This is a genomic window from Lysinibacillus sp. NPDC056959 (genome assembly GCF_042674095.1).
GTDB lineage: Bacteria > Bacillota > Bacilli > Bacillales_A > Planococcaceae > Lysinibacillus > Lysinibacillus zambalensis.
Map to the genome: position 1 here is coordinate 276423 of NZ_JBHURE010000004.1, position 19884 is coordinate 296306.

General features: G+C 38.8%; 17 protein-coding genes. 9 read left to right on the forward strand and 8 right to left on the reverse strand.

The genetic code is table 11. The features are described from left to right. Positions 1-159: 159 nt before the first annotated feature. The 5 genes from ACFTQ7_RS07550 (at position 160) to ACFTQ7_RS07570 (ending at position 7680) form a co-directional block, all read left to right on the forward strand. Positions 160-3771, forward strand: a complete 3612-nt coding sequence (locus ACFTQ7_RS07550; protein WP_386827970.1) for a dynamin family protein — start codon at positions 160-162, stop codon at positions 3769-3771. A gap of 10 nt (positions 3772-3781) precedes the next feature. Then, entirely contained in the window at positions 3782-4591 is an 810-nt protein-coding gene (locus tag ACFTQ7_RS07555; RefSeq protein ID WP_386827971.1) for a sulfurtransferase, read from the forward strand. Positions 4592-4771: 180 nt separating this feature from the next. Then, positions 4772-5179, forward strand: a complete 408-nt coding sequence (locus tag ACFTQ7_RS07560) for a hypothetical protein (protein ID WP_386827972.1) — start codon at positions 4772-4774, stop codon at positions 5177-5179. 64 nt (positions 5180-5243) lie between these two features. Continuing rightward, a complete protein-coding gene (locus ACFTQ7_RS07565; RefSeq protein ID WP_386827973.1) occupies positions 5244-6074 on the forward strand; it encodes an MBL fold metallo-hydrolase in 831 nt (276 codons plus the stop codon). Positions 6075-6477: 403 nt separating this feature from the next. Further along, complete coding sequence (locus tag ACFTQ7_RS07570; RefSeq protein ID WP_386827974.1) at positions 6478-7680, forward strand: NAD(P)-dependent malic enzyme; 1203 nt, start codon at positions 6478-6480, stop codon at positions 7678-7680. Between the two features lie 60 nt (positions 7681-7740). Here ACFTQ7_RS07570 and ACFTQ7_RS07575 read toward each other — a convergent pair whose 3' ends face one another. The 3 genes from ACFTQ7_RS07575 to gdhA all read right to left on the reverse strand — a co-directional run bounded on the left by ACFTQ7_RS07575 (position 7741) and on the right by gdhA (position 10798). Next, positions 7741-8394 (reverse strand): Yip1 family protein, encoded by a 654-nt coding sequence (locus ACFTQ7_RS07575; RefSeq protein WP_386827975.1) that lies wholly within the window; start codon positions 8392-8394, stop codon positions 7741-7743. A 170-nt stretch (positions 8395-8564) separates the two neighbouring features. After that, a complete protein-coding gene (locus ACFTQ7_RS07580) occupies positions 8565-9251 on the reverse strand; it encodes a phosphoribosylaminoimidazolesuccinocarboxamide synthase (RefSeq protein ID WP_197144151.1) in 687 nt (228 codons plus the stop codon). Positions 9252-9424: 173 nt separating this feature from the next. Next, on the reverse strand, positions 9425-10798 hold the full coding sequence (gene gdhA / locus ACFTQ7_RS07585; RefSeq protein WP_386827976.1) for an NADP-specific glutamate dehydrogenase: 1374 nt from the start codon (positions 10796-10798) through the stop codon (positions 9425-9427). Positions 10799-10982: 184 nt separating this feature from the next. On the opposite strand from gdhA, the gene ACFTQ7_RS07590 reads away from it, so the two are divergent. Together ACFTQ7_RS07590 and ACFTQ7_RS07595 are read left to right on the forward strand one after the other, a co-directional pair. Next, positions 10983-11459 carry a YaiI/YqxD family protein gene (locus ACFTQ7_RS07590; RefSeq protein WP_386828011.1) on the forward strand — a complete coding sequence of 159 codons (477 nt, stop codon included), beginning with the start codon at positions 10983-10985 and terminating at the stop codon, positions 11457-11459. Then, positions 11449-12789 carry a D-serine ammonia-lyase gene (locus ACFTQ7_RS07595; protein ID WP_386827977.1) on the forward strand — a complete coding sequence of 447 codons (1341 nt, stop codon included), beginning with the start codon at positions 11449-11451 and terminating at the stop codon, positions 12787-12789. Before ACFTQ7_RS07590 ends, ACFTQ7_RS07595 begins: the two co-directional genes overlap by 11 nt. 128 nt (positions 12790-12917) lie before the next feature. On the opposite strand, the gene ACFTQ7_RS07600 is transcribed toward ACFTQ7_RS07595, so the two are convergent. The 4 genes from ACFTQ7_RS07600 to ACFTQ7_RS07615 all read right to left on the reverse strand — a co-directional run bounded on the left by ACFTQ7_RS07600 (position 12918) and on the right by ACFTQ7_RS07615 (position 16575). Next, positions 12918-13109 carry a hypothetical protein gene (locus tag ACFTQ7_RS07600; RefSeq protein ID WP_053482024.1) on the reverse strand — a complete coding sequence of 64 codons (192 nt, stop codon included), beginning with the start codon at positions 13107-13109 and terminating at the stop codon, positions 12918-12920. Positions 13110-13330: 221 nt separating this feature from the next. Further along, complete coding sequence (locus tag ACFTQ7_RS07605; protein WP_386827978.1) at positions 13331-14272, reverse strand: alpha/beta hydrolase; 942 nt, start codon at positions 14270-14272, stop codon at positions 13331-13333. A gap of 28 nt (positions 14273-14300) precedes the next feature. Then, entirely contained in the window at positions 14301-15374 is a 1074-nt protein-coding gene (locus ACFTQ7_RS07610; protein ID WP_386827979.1) for an LLM class flavin-dependent oxidoreductase, read from the reverse strand. 22 nt (positions 15375-15396) lie between these two features. Then, positions 15397-16575 (reverse strand): MFS transporter, encoded by a 1179-nt coding sequence (locus ACFTQ7_RS07615; RefSeq protein WP_386828012.1) that lies wholly within the window; start codon positions 16573-16575, stop codon positions 15397-15399. A gap of 291 nt (positions 16576-16866) precedes the next feature. Here ACFTQ7_RS07615 and ACFTQ7_RS07620 point away from each other — a divergent pair, with 291 nt between their 5' ends. Next, positions 16867-17448: a TetR/AcrR family transcriptional regulator gene (locus ACFTQ7_RS07620; RefSeq protein ID WP_386827980.1), complete on the forward strand. Its 582-nt coding sequence runs from the start codon at positions 16867-16869 to the stop codon at positions 17446-17448. A gap of 340 nt (positions 17449-17788) precedes the next feature. Here ACFTQ7_RS07620 and ACFTQ7_RS07625 read toward each other — a convergent pair whose 3' ends face one another. Then, positions 17789-18970 (reverse strand): pyridoxal-phosphate-dependent aminotransferase family protein, encoded by a 1182-nt coding sequence (locus ACFTQ7_RS07625; protein WP_386827981.1) that lies wholly within the window; start codon positions 18968-18970, stop codon positions 17789-17791. 217 nt (positions 18971-19187) lie between these two features. Between ACFTQ7_RS07625 and ACFTQ7_RS07630 the strand changes: the two genes are divergently transcribed. Then, positions 19188-19880 carry an NERD domain-containing protein gene (locus tag ACFTQ7_RS07630; RefSeq protein ID WP_386827982.1) on the forward strand — a complete coding sequence of 231 codons (693 nt, stop codon included), beginning with the start codon at positions 19188-19190 and terminating at the stop codon, positions 19878-19880. The last annotated feature ends 4 nt before the right edge of the window (positions 19881-19884 follow it).

Genomic DNA, 19884 nt, shown 5'->3' on the forward strand with positions numbered 1-19884 from the left:
GCATATAGTTCCTTTCCAAACATCACTGAATGAAGATATTGCCTCCGGCGGATGTCACGGATTTTTAAAGGAGTGAATTGTGCTCGCACAATTCGAAATCCGGACGCAATTACGCCAAGGCGAAATTGATTAATATGAATAAAGGGGTTACTGGTTTTTATGAAAGATTTTGAACAACAATTGGAGGCGCTTTTAAAGCAAGCTTCGTTACAATACATAATTTATCAGCATAATGGTGATACAGAGCGTATGGATAAGACATCACTTTTTGCACGTAAAATACAGCAAAAAGAATATGTTATTGGCTTTGCAGGCCATTTCTCTGCTGGTAAATCGAGTATGATTAACGCACTATCTGGTGAAGATTTACTTGCGGCAAGCCCTATTCCAACGAGTGCAAATATCGTCAAAGTCCATAAATCTGAAGAAGACTTTGCAATTGTCTATATGCATAATGAAAAGCCTGTAAAATTCGAAGTGGGCTATGATTTTAAAACAGTTAAAGAGCTAAGTAAAAATGGGGACCTAGTGTCACAAATTGAAATTGGTCATAGTACATCGACATTACCACTAGGTGTCACTGTTATGGATACGCCAGGAGTTGACTCGACAGATGATGCACACCGTATGTCAACAGAGTCTGCTCTTCATATTGCTGATATCGTATTTTATACAATGGACTACAATCACGTGCAATCGGAATTGAATTTTCAATTTACAAAGCAATTAATGAAGTACAATCCAAACGTTTATTTAATCGTTAACATGATTGATAAGCATAAGGAAAATGAATTAAGCTTCGAGGAATTTAAAGCAACTGTTCACAATTCCTTTGCAGCTTGGGGCGTAGTACCAAAAGGCGTATTTTTTACTTCATTAAGAGAGCCGGAGCACCCTAATAACGATTTTACGGTCGTAAAGAAAATCGTTATGGATAGTATGAATGATTGGCAGGAGCAGCTTGTACAAACTGCATCAAATACATTGCGTTTATTACAAAGTGAGCATGACAATTATTTAACGGAAGAAAGACAGGATCGTTTAGACATTGATGAAGATGTATTAAGTGCCGATGACTGGGCAAACCATAAGGATATTTTAGAGCAGTACAATAAGCTAAATCGTCAAGTTGAACTGTTCTCAGTTGAGGCATGGAATGAAATGTTCGAAGAGCAACGTAAAGAACTTCTTGCGAATGCAGCTATTATGCCAGCAGATTTACGCGATAAATTACGTCTTTATTTAGAAAGTCAGCAGGAAGGTTTCAAGGTAGGGGGCTTATTTACTGCTAAGAAAAAAACAGAGGAAGAGCGTAACCGCCGTAAAGAGGATGCCTATAGTGCCTATCAAAATGTTGTTCATGCACAGATTACTGGACATTTAAAAGGGCTAATGAAAAAGGTGATAAAGGATGTTGGTGCGTTAAATGAAGAACGTGCTACAGCTATTGATGCCTACGCCTTTGATTTACCGTTCTCCCTTATTGAGCAGCAAGTACAAGTTGGCGCAATTTTAACAGGAGATGCTGTGTTGAATTTTGCCAACCGTGTGGCAGAAGCGACTAAGCGCTACTACATCCAGGAAACTGATAAGTGGAAAGATGCGCAAGCAACAACTTTAGAAGCAGTAGCTACAGAAACGGCTGCTCCATCTAAATTAAAAATGGCTGGGATGCAAGAGAAGGTTGATGCCATTCAAGCAGTGCTTGAAATCGAGGGCTATCAGCAATATAGTGCAAGTATTATGCATCAGGCAAGCAATGAAATACGTAAAATAGCAAATCAACAGCTGACAAATTGGGAGCATGCATTTAAGCAAGATTTAGCAGATATTCGATTATTTGACGAATCGATGTTAAAGCCAAAAGAGGAAGCGTTAATGGAGGAAGAGGCACAGCAAGCAGTTAGTGCAACAAGTCTTCCTATTGAAGGTGTAGTGAAGCGTGCACTTCACACGGCAACTGCTGTAAAAGATGTACAAGGCTTTGCGGAAGTAGCAACTTACTTAGAAAATAAAGTAGAACGCTTACAGAAAAAGGATTTCACAATCGCGCTTTTCGGTGCATTTAGTGCAGGGAAATCTTCGTTCTCTAATGCGTTAATGGGTGCCAAGGTTTTACCTGTGTCACCAAACCCGACAACAGCGGCTATTAATAAAATTCGTCCTGTTTCACCAGATCATCCGCATGAAACAGCAGATGTCCAATTAAAAACAGCTGACCAAATGCTAGAAGATATTCAAGCTTCATATGCAGCGATTGGTTTATCGGTTTCTTCTTTAGAAGAAGCATTCAATCGTGCAGATGAGGGACTTGCGGTGCAACTATCTGACGAACGCTTAAATGTGCATAAATCATTTATTCGCGCATATAAAGAAGGGTTCCCAACATTTAAGTCTGAGCTTGGAAAAGTATTACGTGTAAACCGTGAAGAGTTCGAAAAATTTGTTGCGCAGGAAAATAAATCATGCTTTGTCGATAATATTGATTTCTATTATGACAGTCCGTTAACACGCATGGGTGTAACACTTGTTGACACACCAGGAGCAGATTCTATTAATGCGCGTCATACAGGTGTGGCATTTGAATATATTCGTAATGCTGATGCAATCTTGTTTATTACTTATTATAATCATGCTTTTGCAAAAGCGGACCGTGAGTTTTTAATCCAGCTTGGTCGTGTGAAGGATGCCTTCGAGCTTGATAAGATGTTCTTTATCGTCAATGCGATTGATTTAGCGACAACAGAAGAAGAACAGGAAGATGTAAAGGGTTATGTGCGTTCAGAATTACAACGCTTTGGCATTCGCTTCCCACGACTTTACGGTGTGTCTAGCTTATTAGCATTAAAGGAAAAAGTAGAGGGTGCGGAGTTAACATCTGGTATGCCTCCTTTCGAAGATTCTTTCCACACATTCTTAAATGATGAATTAAGTGCATTGGCGGTTCAGGCACTTGCAGAGGAAGTCGATAAAACGGAGCAACGTTTAGGTGACTTAATTGCGCAAACAGAAGAGAACTTAAAGCGTAAGGATGAGCGTTTAGAGGAATTAACAACTCTTGAACAACATGTGAAATCGAAATTCAATTCGCTTAATACAAGTATGGTAGAAAGTGAAACGAAGCAAGAACTTGATGAATTACTGTATTATGTTCTTCAGCGTGTGTACTATCGTTACCCAGAGTTCTTTAAGGAAGGCTACAATCCGTCAACATTTGCAGCAATGCCGGTTCAGCAAGCATTAGAGCATGCTTTAAAGGAAGTAATGCAAAGTTTACGATTTGATTTTACACAAGAAATGCGTGTAACAAACTTCCGTTTATCACAGTTTATTAGTAAAAAAATGCAACTGCGCTTTAAAGATGAAGTACGTGAGCTTAAAGAATTAAATCGAAGCTTCTCGTTTTTAGCGTTTGAATCTTCTGAGCCAGATTTACTTGATTTTGAAGGGCCATTTACAGATATCACTAAATATTCAGGTGTGAAATCACACTTCCGTAATCAAAAGGCATTCTTTGAGAAAAATGAAAAAGTGAAGTTAAGTGAGGCGCTAGAGGTCTTAACAAAACCAGATGCGCAAGATTATTTAGATTCACAAAAAGTATCTCTCATGGCATGGGCGATTACTTATATTGCGGAGGAAGCAGAGAAATTACGTCTGCATATTTATCATCAGGCACTTGAACAAATTGCAACAGAAAGACTTGCCCTTCAGGAAGAAAGTCGTTTAGCTTCTTGGAAAGCAATCTATGCTCAATTACAATACGCATGAGGTGATTCATTTGGGAAAAGTATTCAAATCAGTTGAGGAAATTCAGTTTGATGAAGTCCGTTTCGTAGATGCTCGCTTTGATTTACAAAAGAAAGAGGCGGGTAGCAAAGCATTTGAAGAAGGACATGCACCAGGAGCGATTTATATCGATCTAGAGCAGGATTTATCAGATATGGGGTCCAGCGATGGTCGCCATCCCATGCCGAATAAGGAAAAGTTATCAGCGGTATTTCAAGGATTGGGATTAAACTATGAGGATCAAATTGTCGTTTACGATCAAGGAGCGGCTCCATTTGCACCACGTGCTTGGTGGATGCTGACTTATGCAGGCTTTCCGAATGTAGTAATTGTGAATGGTGGCGCACCGGCTCTTGAGAAGAAAATACCTTTCACAAAAGACATTATCAAATATCCACCAACTACGATCGAATTTGTTTGGCGAGATGAACTATATGCTCCACGTGAAGCAGTGAAAGCAATTGTGGATGGAGAAGTTAATGCTACGTTGTTAGATGCACGTGCCGCAGCTCGCTATCGTGGTGAGATGGAGCCTCTTGATAATGTAGCTGGGCATATTCCAACTGCGAAAAACTTTGACTGGGAACAGTTAAAGTCAGACGGTCATTTGCAAGCGAATGATGCGTTACGTAGCAAGGTTACTCGTGACGAGCATGTTGTGGTGTACTGCGGAAGCGGTGTTACAGCATCACCATTGTATGCAGTGCTAGCAGATGAAGGCTACGAAAATATTCAACTGTACGTAGGTAGCTATAGTGACTGGATTACACAATATGACGTTGAAAAAGGAACAAATGAATAAAAGATTATAGAAGAAACGCTCACTTTGGTGGGCGTTTTTTTGCTTTTATTGGAGTGGAAAAGGTGGAAAGCGGTCGAAGTGCGGAAAGAAAAGCCGAAGCGACGGAAAGAAAGGCAAGAGTGAGGGAAAGAAGAGCGGAGGTGACGGATAGAAATCAGAGCGACGGAAAGAAGGGCGGAGGTGACGGAAAGAAAAGCAAGAGCAACGGAAAGAAAAGTCAGAGTCGTGGATAGAACCGTCAAAATGATGGAAAGCCCCGCCCAAATCGTGGATAGAACCGTCAAAATGATGGAAAGCCCCGCCCAAATCGTGGATAGGACCGTCAAAATGATGGAAAGCCCCGCTCAAATCGTGGATAGAACCGTCAAAATGATGGAAAGCCCCGCTCAAATCGTGGATAGAACCGTCAGAATGATGGAAAGCCCCGCCCAAATCGTGGATAGAACCGTCAAAATGATGGAAAGCCCCGCTCAAATCGTGGATAGCCCCTTCAAAATGACGGATATACCCGCCCAAATCGTGGATAGAACCATCAAAGTCATGGATAACCCCGCTAGGGCGAAATTATACCAACGAACCGATTTTTGACGTATTGATAAAATGACTGAATATTCTTTTTGTGCTAAACTCTTTTTACAAAGGGGGAGAAAGGATGTTTGAACGAGAGAAAAGTATAGAAATTCAACGGAATCGTGATGTGCAATGTGCTCAAGGGAAAGTGGCGGTTCAGGGTATTGGCATGAGTGTATATAGCTTTTTTGTGGATGGGTTATTAATTGATACAGGCTCATACTCACTTTCTCAGGAGTTCCAATCTTTTTTTAAAGAATTACCGATTGAACAATTGGCGCTCACTCATTCTCATGAGGATCATTCAGGAAATGCAGCATGGATTCAGCAGCATACGGGTGTACCTATCTATGTTCACCGTGATTCGGTGGGCCTTTGTGCAAAAGATGGGGAGTATCCTTTTTATCGACAGGCATTATGGGGTGAGCGGCCAGCGTTTATGGCTCAACCGTTTGGCGATACGTTACAAACGAATTTAGCTACTTGGGATGTTATTGAAACGCCAGGACATACGACAGATCATGTATCATTTTATAATCGGGAAACAGGTGCTATGTTTACAGGTGATTTGTATATACAAACGAAAACTAAGGTTGTCCTTGATGAAGAAAATATCGTACATACCTTAGCGTCTTTGAAAAAAATAGTAAACTATGATTTTGAGGTAGTATATTGTTGTCATGCAGGCTTTATAGCGGATGGTCGAGCGAAAATACAAGAAAAAATTGCTTATTTAGAAGAGATGGAGGAGAATATAAGGCAACTGTTTCATAAAGGTTATTCGGTAGACGAAATGACAAAATCAATTTTTTCTCGAGAATACCCGATTACAAAAGTATCAGGGGAACAATGGTCTTCCAAGCATATTATCACGGCATTTATAAATCAGTTTACGCAAGAGTCCTTGAAATAAGGGCTCTTTTTTGTTGATTAATGTAACACTGTTAAGGAATGAATATAATAAAAAACTATGTGAAAAAATGTGGAGGAAATGTGACGAAACTAGATAGGGTAATGGATGCGCTTACATAAGTTTGTGAAAAAAATCTCAATTACATAAGAAAAATACTATGTGAAAAGTTGAGCAGGTTTAATGCCGGTAGTTATACATTTATTGAAAGGCTAATAGTTGTAAATTTTATATTGAAATAATTGATTGTGAAGGGGATAACAAGACGAAAAATAGGAGTGTGTGATTGAAAATAGCGCTATTTCAAAGAAAAAATAAAATTGACAGAAAATTCATTGACTTTACTTTCACAAAGTATTATGATTCTGAAATATATAATAATTCGAAAAGAAAAGGATGGGATTGAATGGACATTATGAAAAAGGCTTTAGAAATGCATGAGTATTATAGTGGGAAATTAGAGGTGATTTCTAAAGTACCTGTGCAAGATTCATATGATCTAAGTCTTGCGTACTCTCCGGGGGTAGCTGCGCCTTGCGTAGAGATTGAAAGAAATCCATCGCTTGTTTACGACTATACAATGAAGGGGAATATGGTGGCTGTTGTTTCGGATGGTACAGCGGTGTTAGGATTAGGAGATATCGGTCCGAAGGCGGCGTTACCGGTAATGGAGGGGAAGGCGATTTTATTAAAGCGATTTGCTAATGTTGATGCTTTTCCTATTTGCTTAGATACGAAGAGTACAGATGAAATCGTCAGCATTGTGAAGGCGCTTGCTCCAACTTTCGGTGCTGTAAACTTAGAGGATATTTCTGCGCCAAGATGCTTTGAAATTGAAGATCGTCTGCGCCAAGAATGTGATATTCCTGTATTTCATGATGATCAGCATGGAACAGCGATTGTAGTAGGTGCAGGGATGATTAATGCCAATCGTATTGTGAAGAAAGATGTGGCAACAATGAAGGTTGTCATTAATGGTGCAGGAGCAGCGGGTATTGCTATTTTGCGTATTCTTGTGCAAATGGGTTATAAAAATATTTTTATGTGCGATACAAAGGGACTCATCTATGAAGGCCGCGCTGAAGGTATGAATCCGATTAAAGAAACGGTTGCCCATTTAACAAATCCAGAAAAAATACAGGGTACATTGGAGGATGCCATTAAAGGGGCTGATGTCTTTATCGGCGTATCTGTTGCCAATTTATTAACAGAAGCACATATTGCTTCAATGAATGAAGATCCGGTCGTGTTTGCACTTGCGAATCCTAATCCTGAAATCACTTATGAAAACGCTAAGGCATGGGGTGTGCGTGTTATGGGGACAGGACGCTCAGATTATCCGAACCAAATTAACAATGTACTCGCTTTCCCTGGTATTTTCCGTGGGGCATTGGATGTTCGAGCGACAGATATTAACGAAGCGATGAAGATAGCTGCAGTGGAAGCGATAGCGGCTCTTGTTAGTGATGAGGAATTAACCGAAGAATATATTGTACCTAAATCATTAGATGAGCGGGTTGTTGAAATTGTTTCGCAAGCTGTAAGTGGTGCAGCTGTTGAGTCAGGTGTGTCAGAGCTCTTCCAACAAAATACAGTGCTTTCAGTTTAACATTTATGTATACAAGTGAACCTAAAAAAGCTCCCACTCTCATAGAGAAGGGAGATTTTTTTACATCATTCCGAATAAAATGCCGAAAATGAAAAATAGAACAATAATAAGAATAATGAATAGTATAACGAAAATAATGGTTGGAATTAAGAGCGTTAAGAAGGCCATCCAATTTGGAATTTGATGTGCTTCGGCTACAATTCCTACTGTAATAACGAGGGACCAAATTACAACCACAAGGGTTAATAAAAGTGCTGGCCAAATAACCCAAGGATAAGTTCCAGCGAAGTCAGAATTCATTAAAGACTCAGGTGATGTAAATAACCAAATTAAATAAAAAGGAATTAGTACTATAAATGGGATAGAAGTTAAACTTAGCCCTTTGAATAAGTGTAAGTACGTACCTGTTCCTTTTAAAAGTTTACCGAACAGCCAAGTGATTAGTGCAGAAAAAGCCGTACCAATTATCCCTAAAATCGGTGCTGCAATAACACAAAAAATGACGATAAACCAAGGAGACACGTCTGACAAAAATGTACTATCAATAAGGTCTGAAAGTGTAACACCTAGATAACCAATTGACATGAGAAGAATCGCAAAACCTATTGATTTTTCTTCTATCATGTAACGGGTTGTTTTCTTTGGATGCAACCAAATAGACAAAAATGGATTAACCTTTGGCCTTTCTTGTGATGATTCATTATAGTTATCCATCAAATTACCTCCAAAATAATAGTAAAAATTTATGCGTATAATGAGTATACGGAATGACCTAGTGAAAAGTTTCGAAAGAAATCATTTTAGTAACAAAAAGAGCCGCAAAAAAGCGACTCTTTTGATTACTCGTAACTACTCTTACATAGCATATTAATAGAATGGTTTTTTTATTCAGCTAACATAATTTTTTCAAGCTCTAATGGCTCTATGTATTGTTCGCCTTTGTAAGCGCGCATATTACCACCTGAAATTTCATCTATTAATAAAATTTCATTTGTTTGAGCATCACGGCCAAATTCTAATTTAATATCATAAAGGGTTAACCCTTTTTTGGCAAGTTCTGCAGCAACAAATTTAGCAATTTCAATCGTACGTTGTTTTAAAATTGCATATTCTTCGTGTGTTAACAGGTCTAACATTGCTAAAGCATCTTCAGAAATAGGTGGATCTAGTCGATCATCATCTTTGATGGTAACTTCTACGAAAGAATCTAAGTCTTGTCCTTCTTTCACGTAAGCACCATAGCGACGTAAGAAAGATCCTACTGCCTTGAAACGGCAAATGACCTCTAACCCTTTACCGAAAACAGTTGCAGGTTTTACCGTCATTGTTGCATCGTTGAAGTTTGCATCAACATAGTGAGTAGGAACACCTTGTTCGTTTAGTTTTGAGTAGAAATAAGAAGTTAAGCGAAGACCAGCCAAACCAGCACCGTCGATTGTTAATCCAACAGTATTAGCACCTGGATCGAATACGCCGTTTTCACCAGTTACATCATCTTTAAATTTTAATAAGTAATGACCATCTTCTAACTTGAACACATTTTTCGTTTTACCTGTATACAATAATTCCACAAAAAACCCTCCAATATGTCGTAGTACTCCAATATTATAACACGAATGTTTTTATTGTTTAATAGTAAAATTGTTCGTTTTAATGTAAATTTAACGTGTGTTCCAACGCTCTTTTTATTAAAAAATAAGATGATAACGAATATTCGTTATCATCTTAGAGTGGGCTAAAGTTATTAATATACGCCTTCAGCAAGCATACCATCAGCAACTTTTACGAAGCCAGCGATGTTCGCGCCAATTACAAGGTTCCCGGGGTAACCATATTTTTCAGCAGCAGCTTTACTATCTGCGTAAATATTTTTCATAATTTCGTGTAATTTAGCATCTACTTTTTCAAATGACCAGAATACGCGACTTGAATCTTGCGCCATTTCAAGAGCAGATACTGCAACACCTCCGGCATTAGCCGCTTTTGCAGGACCGAATAATACGCCCGCATTTAAAAATTCGTTAATTGCTTCTAAATCTGATGGCATGTTTGCACCTTCACCAATAGCTTTTACGCCGTTTTCAATTAAAGTACGAGCCGAATCGCCATTAATTTCATTTTGAGTAGCACATGGAAGCGCGATATCACAAGGAATCGTCCAGATACCCGTGCAGCCTTCTTTAAATGTAGCATTTGGACGATAGTTTAAGTAAGTGGAAATACGATCGCCTTTTACTTCTTTAATTTCTTTAATTGCATCAAGGTCTAAACCTTCTGGATCGTAAATATAGCCTGAAGAGTCAGAGCAAGCAACAACTTTTGCACCATAGGATTGTGCTTTTTCAATTGCATATGTTGAAACGTTACCAGAGCCAGAAACTACAACTGTTTTACCCTCGAATGAATCGTTAGCATCTTGTAGCATTTCATTTACAAAATAAACAGTACCATAACCAGTTGCCTCTTTACGTGCTAAAGAGCCACCATAGCCAGGAATTTTTCCTGTTAATACACCAGATTCACTTGCTTTTGTTATACGCTTATATTGACCCCATAAATAGCCAACTTCACGAGCGCCAACACCGATATCACCTGCTGGAACATCGACATCAGGACCAATATGGCGGTATAATTCAGTCATGAATGCTTGACAGAAACGCATGATTTCTGAATCTGACTTACCTTTAGGGTCAAAGTTTGAGCCACCTTTACCACCACCGATTGGTTGGCCTGTTAAAGCATTTTTAAAAATTTGTTCAAAGCCTAAGAATTTGATAATGGATTCATTTACGGAAGGGTGGAAGCGAAGGCCGCCTTTGTATGGCCCCATAACGTTATTGTATTGCACACGGTAACCACGGTTTACTTGAACTTGATTGTTATCATCTTGCCAAGCAACACGGAAGGAAATGATTCGATCTGGCTCAACGATACGAGATAAGATATTGGCTTTTATATATTCAGGGTGTTGTGCAAATACAGGCACTAATGAAATAAAAATTTCTTCAGCTGCTTGTAAGAACTCTGCTTGATAACTATTTTGGTTTTTTAGTTGCTCAAATACGCCATCAACGTATTCTTTTGCTAATTGTTCGTTGCTTACAGTTACAGTTGTCATAGTAAAAAACCTCCAGTTAGTTGATAGGTGTATCGTATATCTATTTTTCACACTATTCAATAAAATACTTTTTTTAACAGTCTTAAGTTTGTGAAAAACTGAACAAATGGGAGCGGGAATTTATTATATTAAAATAATAATAATGTGATTGATCTATCTAATTATGAGAAAGGAATGATGCTTTATTGTAAAGGTTTTAATTGACGCTGATGCTTGTCCAGTCGTGGATTTAGCACTATCCATATCATCTGAGTTTGAGATTGAAACAATCTTGTTTTGCGATACATCCCATCGTGTTGAACGTGATAATGTAATAACAATTATTGTTCCTAAGGGGCCAGATTCGGTTGATTTTACGCTAGTGAATGCGCTTTCAAAACATGATATTGTCATTACACAGGATTACGGGTTAGCAGCAATGGTTTTGGCAAGAGGTGGTTATCCAATCGATCAAAATGGACGAGAGATGTCCGATGAAAACATCGAACGTTTGCTCGATATGCGCCATGTTGGACAAAAAATTAGACGTGCAGGTGGTCGTACGAGAGGACCGAAAAAACGAACACAAGAAAACAATATTTCGTTCGAATTGAAATTTCGACAAATTTGTGAACGAGCGATTTCAGCTCAAAAAGTGGAGGAATCTAAAGGTGAAAAATGAACTAAAACACGAACTATTTAACCGATTTTCGAGATTAGAAGAGCTAGCGAATCATGAAACTGTGCTATGGGAAAATACAAATCGAAAAAAAAGGGGGGAAACCAATCTTTTTTCAATGAAAGAGGTTGAGGAAGCAGAAGAAACACTTAAACGTTTTTCTTCCTATTTAACTATTGCATTTCCTGAGCTTTTGAAAAGTAAAGGACTTATTGAATCATCAATACAAGACATAGCTTTGATAAAGAAAGCTCTTGAAAAGGAATTTGACGTTTTAATACCAGGTCAGTTGATCTTAAAATGTGATCATACCTTGCCAATTTCAGGCTCTATTAAAGCTCGTGGGGGTATTTTTGAAGTATTAAGGCATGCAGAGCGCCTTGCCATCGCTAGTGGCAAACTAACAAAAGAGGACAATTATGCAGTGTTGGCAACAGATGATTTTCAATCATTCTTCCAGCAATACACAATTGCTGTAGGTTCTACAGGTAATTTAGGATTAAGTATCGGCATTATGGGCAAAAAACTCGGCTTTAATGTCGTTGTACATATGTCGAGTGATGCAAAAGAGTGGAAAAAAGCATTGCTGCGTGAAAAAGGTGCGACAGTGATTGAATATGTAGCTGATTATAGCGTTGCTGTGGAACAAGGGCGTCGAGAAGCTGAACTAGACCCTAAGTGCCATTTCATTGATGATGAGAATTCGAAGGACTTATTTGCTGGCTATGCAGTGGCGGCGAAGCGTTTAAAAGCCCAGTTTGAAAAGACGAATGTTACAGTGGATGAAACCCATCCATTGTTCGTGTATTTGCCGTGTGGTGTAGGTGGTGGACCAGGCGGTGTTGCATACGGCGTACGTGAAATTTTTGGAGAACATGCCCATATTTTCTTCGCTGAGCCCGTAGCTTCTCCTTGTATGACAATTGGTTTAATGACAGGTTTACATGACGCCATCAGTGTAGAAGATATTGGTCTTGATAATAAAACTGAAGCAGATGGCCTTGCTGTTGGCCGCGCGTCTAAGTTCGTTGGGAAAGTAATGGAAACTTATATTAGTGGCTGCTACACGGTAAAAGATGAGGAATTATTTAAATCGCTTGCAATAACTATGGAAGTTGAAGAGTTATTTTTAGAGCCATCTGCACATGCAGGGATGTTCGGACCAATTCAGTTAATGAAAAATGGACAAAGTTATTTAGAAAAGCATGATTTAGTTAATAAGATGGAGCAAGCTACCCATCTTGTTTGGGCAACAGGTGGAAGTATGGTGCCGGTGGAAATGCGTGAGGAATACATGGCAAAGATAGTGCAAGCAGCAAGAATTGATGATTAAGGTATTTAATAAGAAAACGCAAGAATGCGATCGGAATTAACATTCTTGCGTTTATTACTTTTAAAAAATTGATCTCAAATATTTATTCATTAATGGCAATTATTAAAAGTGTTTTTGCTCATTGAGAGTTATTTATATAAATAGTCCAACGCTTGATAATCTTGCTGATAGCGTCCACCGTCCGCTACTTCAGCGTGATATAGCGCTTTTAAAGCATAATTTTTTTGCAAATCCATTTCGGCCATTAACTCTTTTAGGCGATCATGTAATTCACGGTTTTCTTTCACAAGTTGCTGCATTTGTGGTTTAAAATATTTCATACTGTCTAACTCCTCAATTTATAACGTGCTTATTAGTATAACACTTTTAGCTTTTGAAAATGCACTTATATTCATAATTCTAGCTTTAAAAGATTATTCAGTCGATCATACAATGAAATATTGGCCTAAATTGAAATTTTACTTAGGTTTATCGTTCTCTTACACAGTTAAATCAGTCAGTAGGGGAGAGGGCTTCATTTGAAGTTTAGGGCTATTCGATATTAAGAATAAAGAGCGCGTGCCATAGCATCTAAATAATTCTGACTAGCTCGTTGACTTACTTCCGCATCTGGCACAAAGACTTCAAAGCAATGGAAGCTACCAGGGTAGAGGTGGAATTCAACATCTACTCCTGCTTGGGCAAGACGTGTCACGTATTCAATGGTTTCATCTCGGAATAAATCGAGTTGACCTATACATGTATAAGTTGGAGGTAATCCTGCTAAATTATCTGCTCTTGAAGGGACCGCATACGGAGATAGCTCATGGGTGTCCTTTTCCTCGCCTAAATACATACGCCAAGCGATCAAATTATTAATTCTACTCCACGTTGCATGATCCGCGGTAATCTCGTAGCTGGAAGGTGCTTCATTTCGGTTATCAAGCATTGGATACAGTGGCATCTGGAATATAATTGAGGGTCCTTCTTTATCGCGAGCCATTAATGCTAGAGCTGCTGTTAGCCCTCCGCCACCACTTGCGCCTGCAATCGCCACCCGTTTGACATCGATGCCAAGTGCAGATGCCTCAGTTGTCATCCATACTAACCCTGCATAACAATCTTCTATAGCTGCCGGGTAGGGATGCTCAGGAGCGAGTCGATAATCTACCGAAACGACAACGCAATTAGCAGTCTGAACAAAGCGTTCACATAAAATATCATCCATATCAGGGTGTCCCATAACGAAACCACCGCCATGAATCCAAAGCATCGCTGGAAGCTGGTTGATATTTCGTTCAACAGGTTCATAAATTTTAACCAACATCTCGTTTCCATCACCTCTGGGAATCATACGATTTGATGTGTGTACAAGTTCTGACTTCTTCGAAGGTGGGGTGGACAAGAAATTTCGACTCCATGCTAAATCTTTCTCCAACCGAAACCCTGGAAATTGGGAGTAAGCCTGTCTTAATTCTGGTAAGACTCGGTTGTTTATCGTCATATAAATTCCTCCTGTTAAAAAAGATATCTTAAAGAAATGGAAGCCCTTCTAGTGCCATTTTCGCCTCCCATTTGGCAACTTCCTCACGTACACGAGGAGCAACTTTTGTTCCGAGCAATTCTATAGCTTGCATAACTTGATCATGTGGCATTGTACTTAATGGTACATACAGCATAAAACGTGTAATCCCTACGTGTTTACGAAGATGGATGATTTTTTCAGCAACTGTATCTGGATCACCTACATATAACGCCCCTTCAAAACTGCGTGCAGCATCATAGCTAGAGCGATCATAATATCGCCAACCTCTTTCTTTGCCCAATTTATTCATGCCCGCCTTCGTTGATGGGAAAAATGTATCCGCTGCCCAGTCAGTATTCGGGCCGACGAAACCTATTGAATGAGATCCAACCTGAAGTTTTGATAGATCATGCCCTGCTTGAGCAGCTGCCTTTTTATAGAGCTGTACGATAGGTGCAAACTGCATTGGACTGCCACCGATGATTGCTAGCATAAGTGGTAATCCTAAAAGTCCTGCACAGATGGCAGATTGTTGATTTCCTCCACTGCCAACCCATATTGGTAAGGAGTTTTGAACAGGTCTTGGATACACACCTAAATTATTGATTGCTGGTCGATGTCTACCTTCCCATACTACTTTTTCTGACTCGCGAATTTTGAGGAGTAAGTCCAAATGTTCCTCAAATAGTTCATCATAATCATTTAAATTGTAGCCGAACAAGGGGAAGGATTCGATAAAGGAACCACGACCTGCCATAATCTCAGCACGCCCATTTGATAGTCCATCTAATGTGGAAAAATCTTGAAAGACACGTACGGGATCAGCTGAAGATAGAACTGTTACTGCACTTGTAAGCCGAATCCTTTTTGTTTGTGGAGCTGCAGCAGATAGCACCATTGCTGGAGAGGAGGCAGCATAATCTTCTCGATGGTGCTCGCCAACACCAAACACATCCAATCCCACCTGATCTGCAAGAATGATTTCTTCAACTACTTCACGCAAACGTTGTGCATGACTAATCACTTCACCACTATGAACATCTGGTTTTGTTTCTACAAAAGAAGTAATTCCTATTTCCATTTGTTATCTCTCCAAATCAACTTTAATATTTTGTTAACCGTTTAGTCGTAGCCCAAAAAATAAGGGCAAATGCACTGATTAAAGCTCCGAGGAAACAAACCCCTCCCCAACCAAAGTGTGCATACATCTGTGTAGAAGCGATTGAGCCACCAGCACTTCCGATGGAATAAAACATCATATATCCAGCAGTAAGTCGACTCCGTGCCTCTGTACGTAATGGAAGAATCATCGTCTGATTAGTGACATGTACTGCCTGCACGGCCAAATCAAGCAATACAATACCTACAATTAATGCCAATAACGACTGTTCTAGATAGTTGATAAAAAACCATGAAATGAGTAAAAGAACTAAAGCAATACCTGTCGTTCTTTGTCCGTAACTTCGATCAGCCAGTTTCCCGGCCTGTGCAGCAGCTAGTGCACCAGCCACTCCAACGAGGCCAAATGCGCCAATTACACTATGTGAAAGAGCTAATGGTGGCGCACTAAGTGGCAGAACAAGTGAAGTCCACAAAATACTGAAATCAGCAAAAATTAGCATGGCAAGAACTGAGCGGATACGTAATGTTCTTTCTTGCATAAATAGAGTGAACACTGATTTAATTAGCTGATGATAGGGGAGTGATCTTACTTCACGCTCAACCTTTGGTAAGACCTTCAGAAACATACAAACCATTACAAGCATAAGGATGGCAGAGACTAGATAGACGGAGCGCCATCCTGTAAGGTCTGTTAATAGACCAGCGAAGGTTCGAGCAAGCAAAATGCCAATGACGATTCCGCTTGTTACAATACCAACAACGCGTCCACGTTCTGTAGGGGAAGCCATAGTTGCTGCAAACGCCACAAGTGTCTGCGTCACAACTGCAAGTAGACCTGCTAAGGCCATACCTGTAAAAAGCACCACGCTAAAAGAAGCGGTACTAACTATAACCAATGCTGTTGTGGATAATAGCATCTGTCCGATAATCAAGCGTCGCTGGTTTAGTAAATCTCCAAGAGGCACCAGCAGTAATAAGCCTAACCCATAAAAGATCTGCGTGATGGTAATTACAATACCTATTGTTGAGTGATCAATATTAAATTCATTAGACAATTGATCAAGCAACGGCTGTGCGAAATAAATATTGGCGACAGACATTCCGCAGGCTGTTGCGAATAATAAAGTTACAGTTTTAGACATAGAAGGTTGTAGATTCATCACAGATGCAACCACTTCTTGCCTCAGATCATTGTCCACACCATTTCCTCCGTTCGTTATTAGATTTTAATCATAACATACCGTTCGGTACAATATGATTATTGGTAAATATATCTTAGCTCTGTTTATAATGTCAAGGATTTATTTGAAATTATTTTACTTCCCATTTACCTAATACAATGGAAATTGACAATAAAAGCAGCTGATTATACAATATTTACATACTGTTTGGTATTTTAAATTTTAAAGTGACAAACTCACTAACTCTTAAACAATGGAGGTGGATTTTTTATGGCAAGAACCCGTGAATTTGATGAGGAAAAAGTTTTAGAGGCTGCCATGCAGTTATTTTGGGAGAAGGGCTATGAAGCTACTTCTTTAAGTGATCTCACTGCTAGAATGGGGATTCAACGTCCGAGTATTTATTCAACCTTTGGTGATAAGAAAGAACTATTCGAAACAGCACTTCGTAGGTATACGACGTCTCGTGCAGCTGAAATAAGAGCTAGACTTCAAGGTCATTCTTCTGTAAAACAGGCATTTGCTAATTTTTTTGAAGAAGTGATTGCTGCTGAATATACGAAAGATCTTAGTAACGGCTGTTTTTGCATCAATACAATGGTTGAACTAGCTCCTCATGATGAGAGATTTGAAATCTTAACGAGAGAACATCAACTTTATTTAGCCGTCATTTTTCAGGAGACAATTGAACGAGGAATTCAATCGGGTGAGTTAGAGAAAGAAACGGATGCAAAGTCTTTAGCGCAGGCTCTAATTGTGGCGTTAATTGGATTAACAGTGATGATGAAATCTCAACCACAAAAATCATTTATTGACAATGCAATCGCAACAACTCTCACATTACTCAAATAAAATTTGTAAACTATTAATATCTTTCGAAGAAAGTGAAATCGACGACGCGATTTCACTTTTTTCACTTCTTCTTGAGACTATTTATGTCCCGGCCCCAATATAAAGAGCTATAATGAAAAGTTTGTTTCGGATTCATTGAAACTAAAGGGATTAAATTTATGAAATTAACTCAAATAAATAAACAAACCTCCAAATCCATACACAGATTTGAAGGTTTGAAGCTTTATCCTACATTACAAGCAGTAAGAGTGAAAACAACCAGTTTGATGTGAGAGATAAACTGCTTGCATAAGCCCGATACGTAAAGACTAACCTCTAGGGATGAAGAAGACCCCGCTGATTAAAGTTTCACTTTATTGTGGCAATGTTTTCGCTGAGCGGATAAAAATACTTCCTGTGCTGCCCGCACACCTGCACCTAGCTCAAAGTCATATTCAAAGTCTTGAAGTGATGCCTCCATTAAAGAAATAGCCTGTAAAATATCACTTGGGAAACAATAGCCCATATGACCGAATCTAAAAATTTTACCCTGCAAATGACCAAGTCCTCCAGCGAAATCTAAATGATATTGCTGCTTTAAATGCGACAAGAAGTCTCCAAGTGCTATTCCTTTTGGTGCCATAATTGCTGTTATGGTCGGAGAAGCATGCTCATCAGTAGTGAGAAGTTCAATATTAAGGGCGTTCATTGCGTGACGAACCATGTTTTTCATTAGTTCATGGCGAGCAATTGTATGTTCAATGCCTCCTTCTTCCTCTATAAGCTTACATACCTCGTGGAGTCCATATATTAATGTGACAGTAGGCGTATTTGGAGTCATTCCTTTTTCTGCCCAGCTACGATAGCTCAATAAGTTTAAATAATAGGATGGTGTTTTATTTTCTTCAATAACTTTCCAAGCTCTTTCGCTTACACTGACTAAGGAAAGTCCAGGAGGTAGCATCATGGCTTTTTGAGAGCCCGTAACAAGAATATCGATGCCCCAAGCATCCATTTCAGCAGGAGCTCCACCTATGCAACTAACACCATCGACAATACATAATGCATCCGTTTCTTCACGAATAACTTGTGCTAATTCAGCAATTGGGTTTATGATCCCAGTCGAAGTTTCATTAAATGTGATAAAAACAGCTTTAATATCTTGTAACGGCTGCAAAAATTCTCGTAGCTCTTTAGCTGTGCAAGCTTGTCCCCATTCTTTTTCAAGCTTATGTACATGAAAGCCGTATTTCTCACAAATTGAAACGAAATAGTCTCCGAAAGCTCCAACAGTGATTACAACAACATTTTCACCTGCAGAAACAGTGTTAATCGCTGCAGCTTCTAAAGCAGCCGTACCACCTGATGGAAGGAGTAAAATATCCTGTTTTGTCCCGAAGACAGGTTTTACTAATTCAATGGTTTCGCGGTAAAGCTCCACAAATTCATTGCTTCGATGACTAATAATATCACGATTCATCGCAAGCTGTACCTTTTTTGGGATAGGAGTAGGCCCAGGATGTCTTAAAATATTTTCATACACTATCATCAAACCCCTTTGCATTAAATTTTGTAGATTCTAAATATTCTAATTAAAGTATAGCATACTTTTTAATAGCTAACTTCCTTTTCAAAAATACGGTGGTAATTGATAAGGGAAATAATTGAAGAATGTAAAAACATAATTGGTAAAATTGGTATAATGGTTTTGGGAATTATTGTTTTTTATGGAGTGAAAAAATAATGAGATAGGGGGATTTATGTTGTTAATTATTTTCTTTGTATTACTAGTTTTAAGCTTTTACCTCATGGACAAAAATTATCGAAAAAGTGTCTATTATAAACTGACAAAAAATAATTTCTTTGCAGTTAAATTCAATAAAGGGAGAAATGGTGAATACTTAACATCGAGAATTATTGAGAAGCATGCCTTACAAAGCCATAGGCAATTATTAAATGTATATGTTCCAAAGAGAAATTCAGAAGAATTAACGGAAATTGACCTTCTATTTATTGATCGAACGGGACTATATGTGATTGAGTCCAAAAACTATAGTGGTTGGATTTTTGGCAATGAAACACAACAGCAATGGACACAAACAATGCCGAATAAGAAAAAATATAAATTTTTCAATCCAATCCGTCAAAATGCTACGCATATACGTGCAATTCAAGATTTCCTAGAACTTCCGATAGAAGCAATTCATTCAGTCATTGTCTTTAGTGAGCGCTGTACTTTGAAAAAAGTGGCGGTAACTTCCCAAAATGTACATATTATAAAACGAGAGAATTTAAGGCGTTTTATCCAAACGCAAAAGCAAACTGCAAGACAGCTTTTCTCTCAAGACGATATTCAAGCAATTTACAATAAGCTTGTGCCTCAAATGCAAGTATCCGATGAAGTCAAAAAACAACATATTCAAACGATTCAGCAGAAATATGGTGAAAAATAAGATG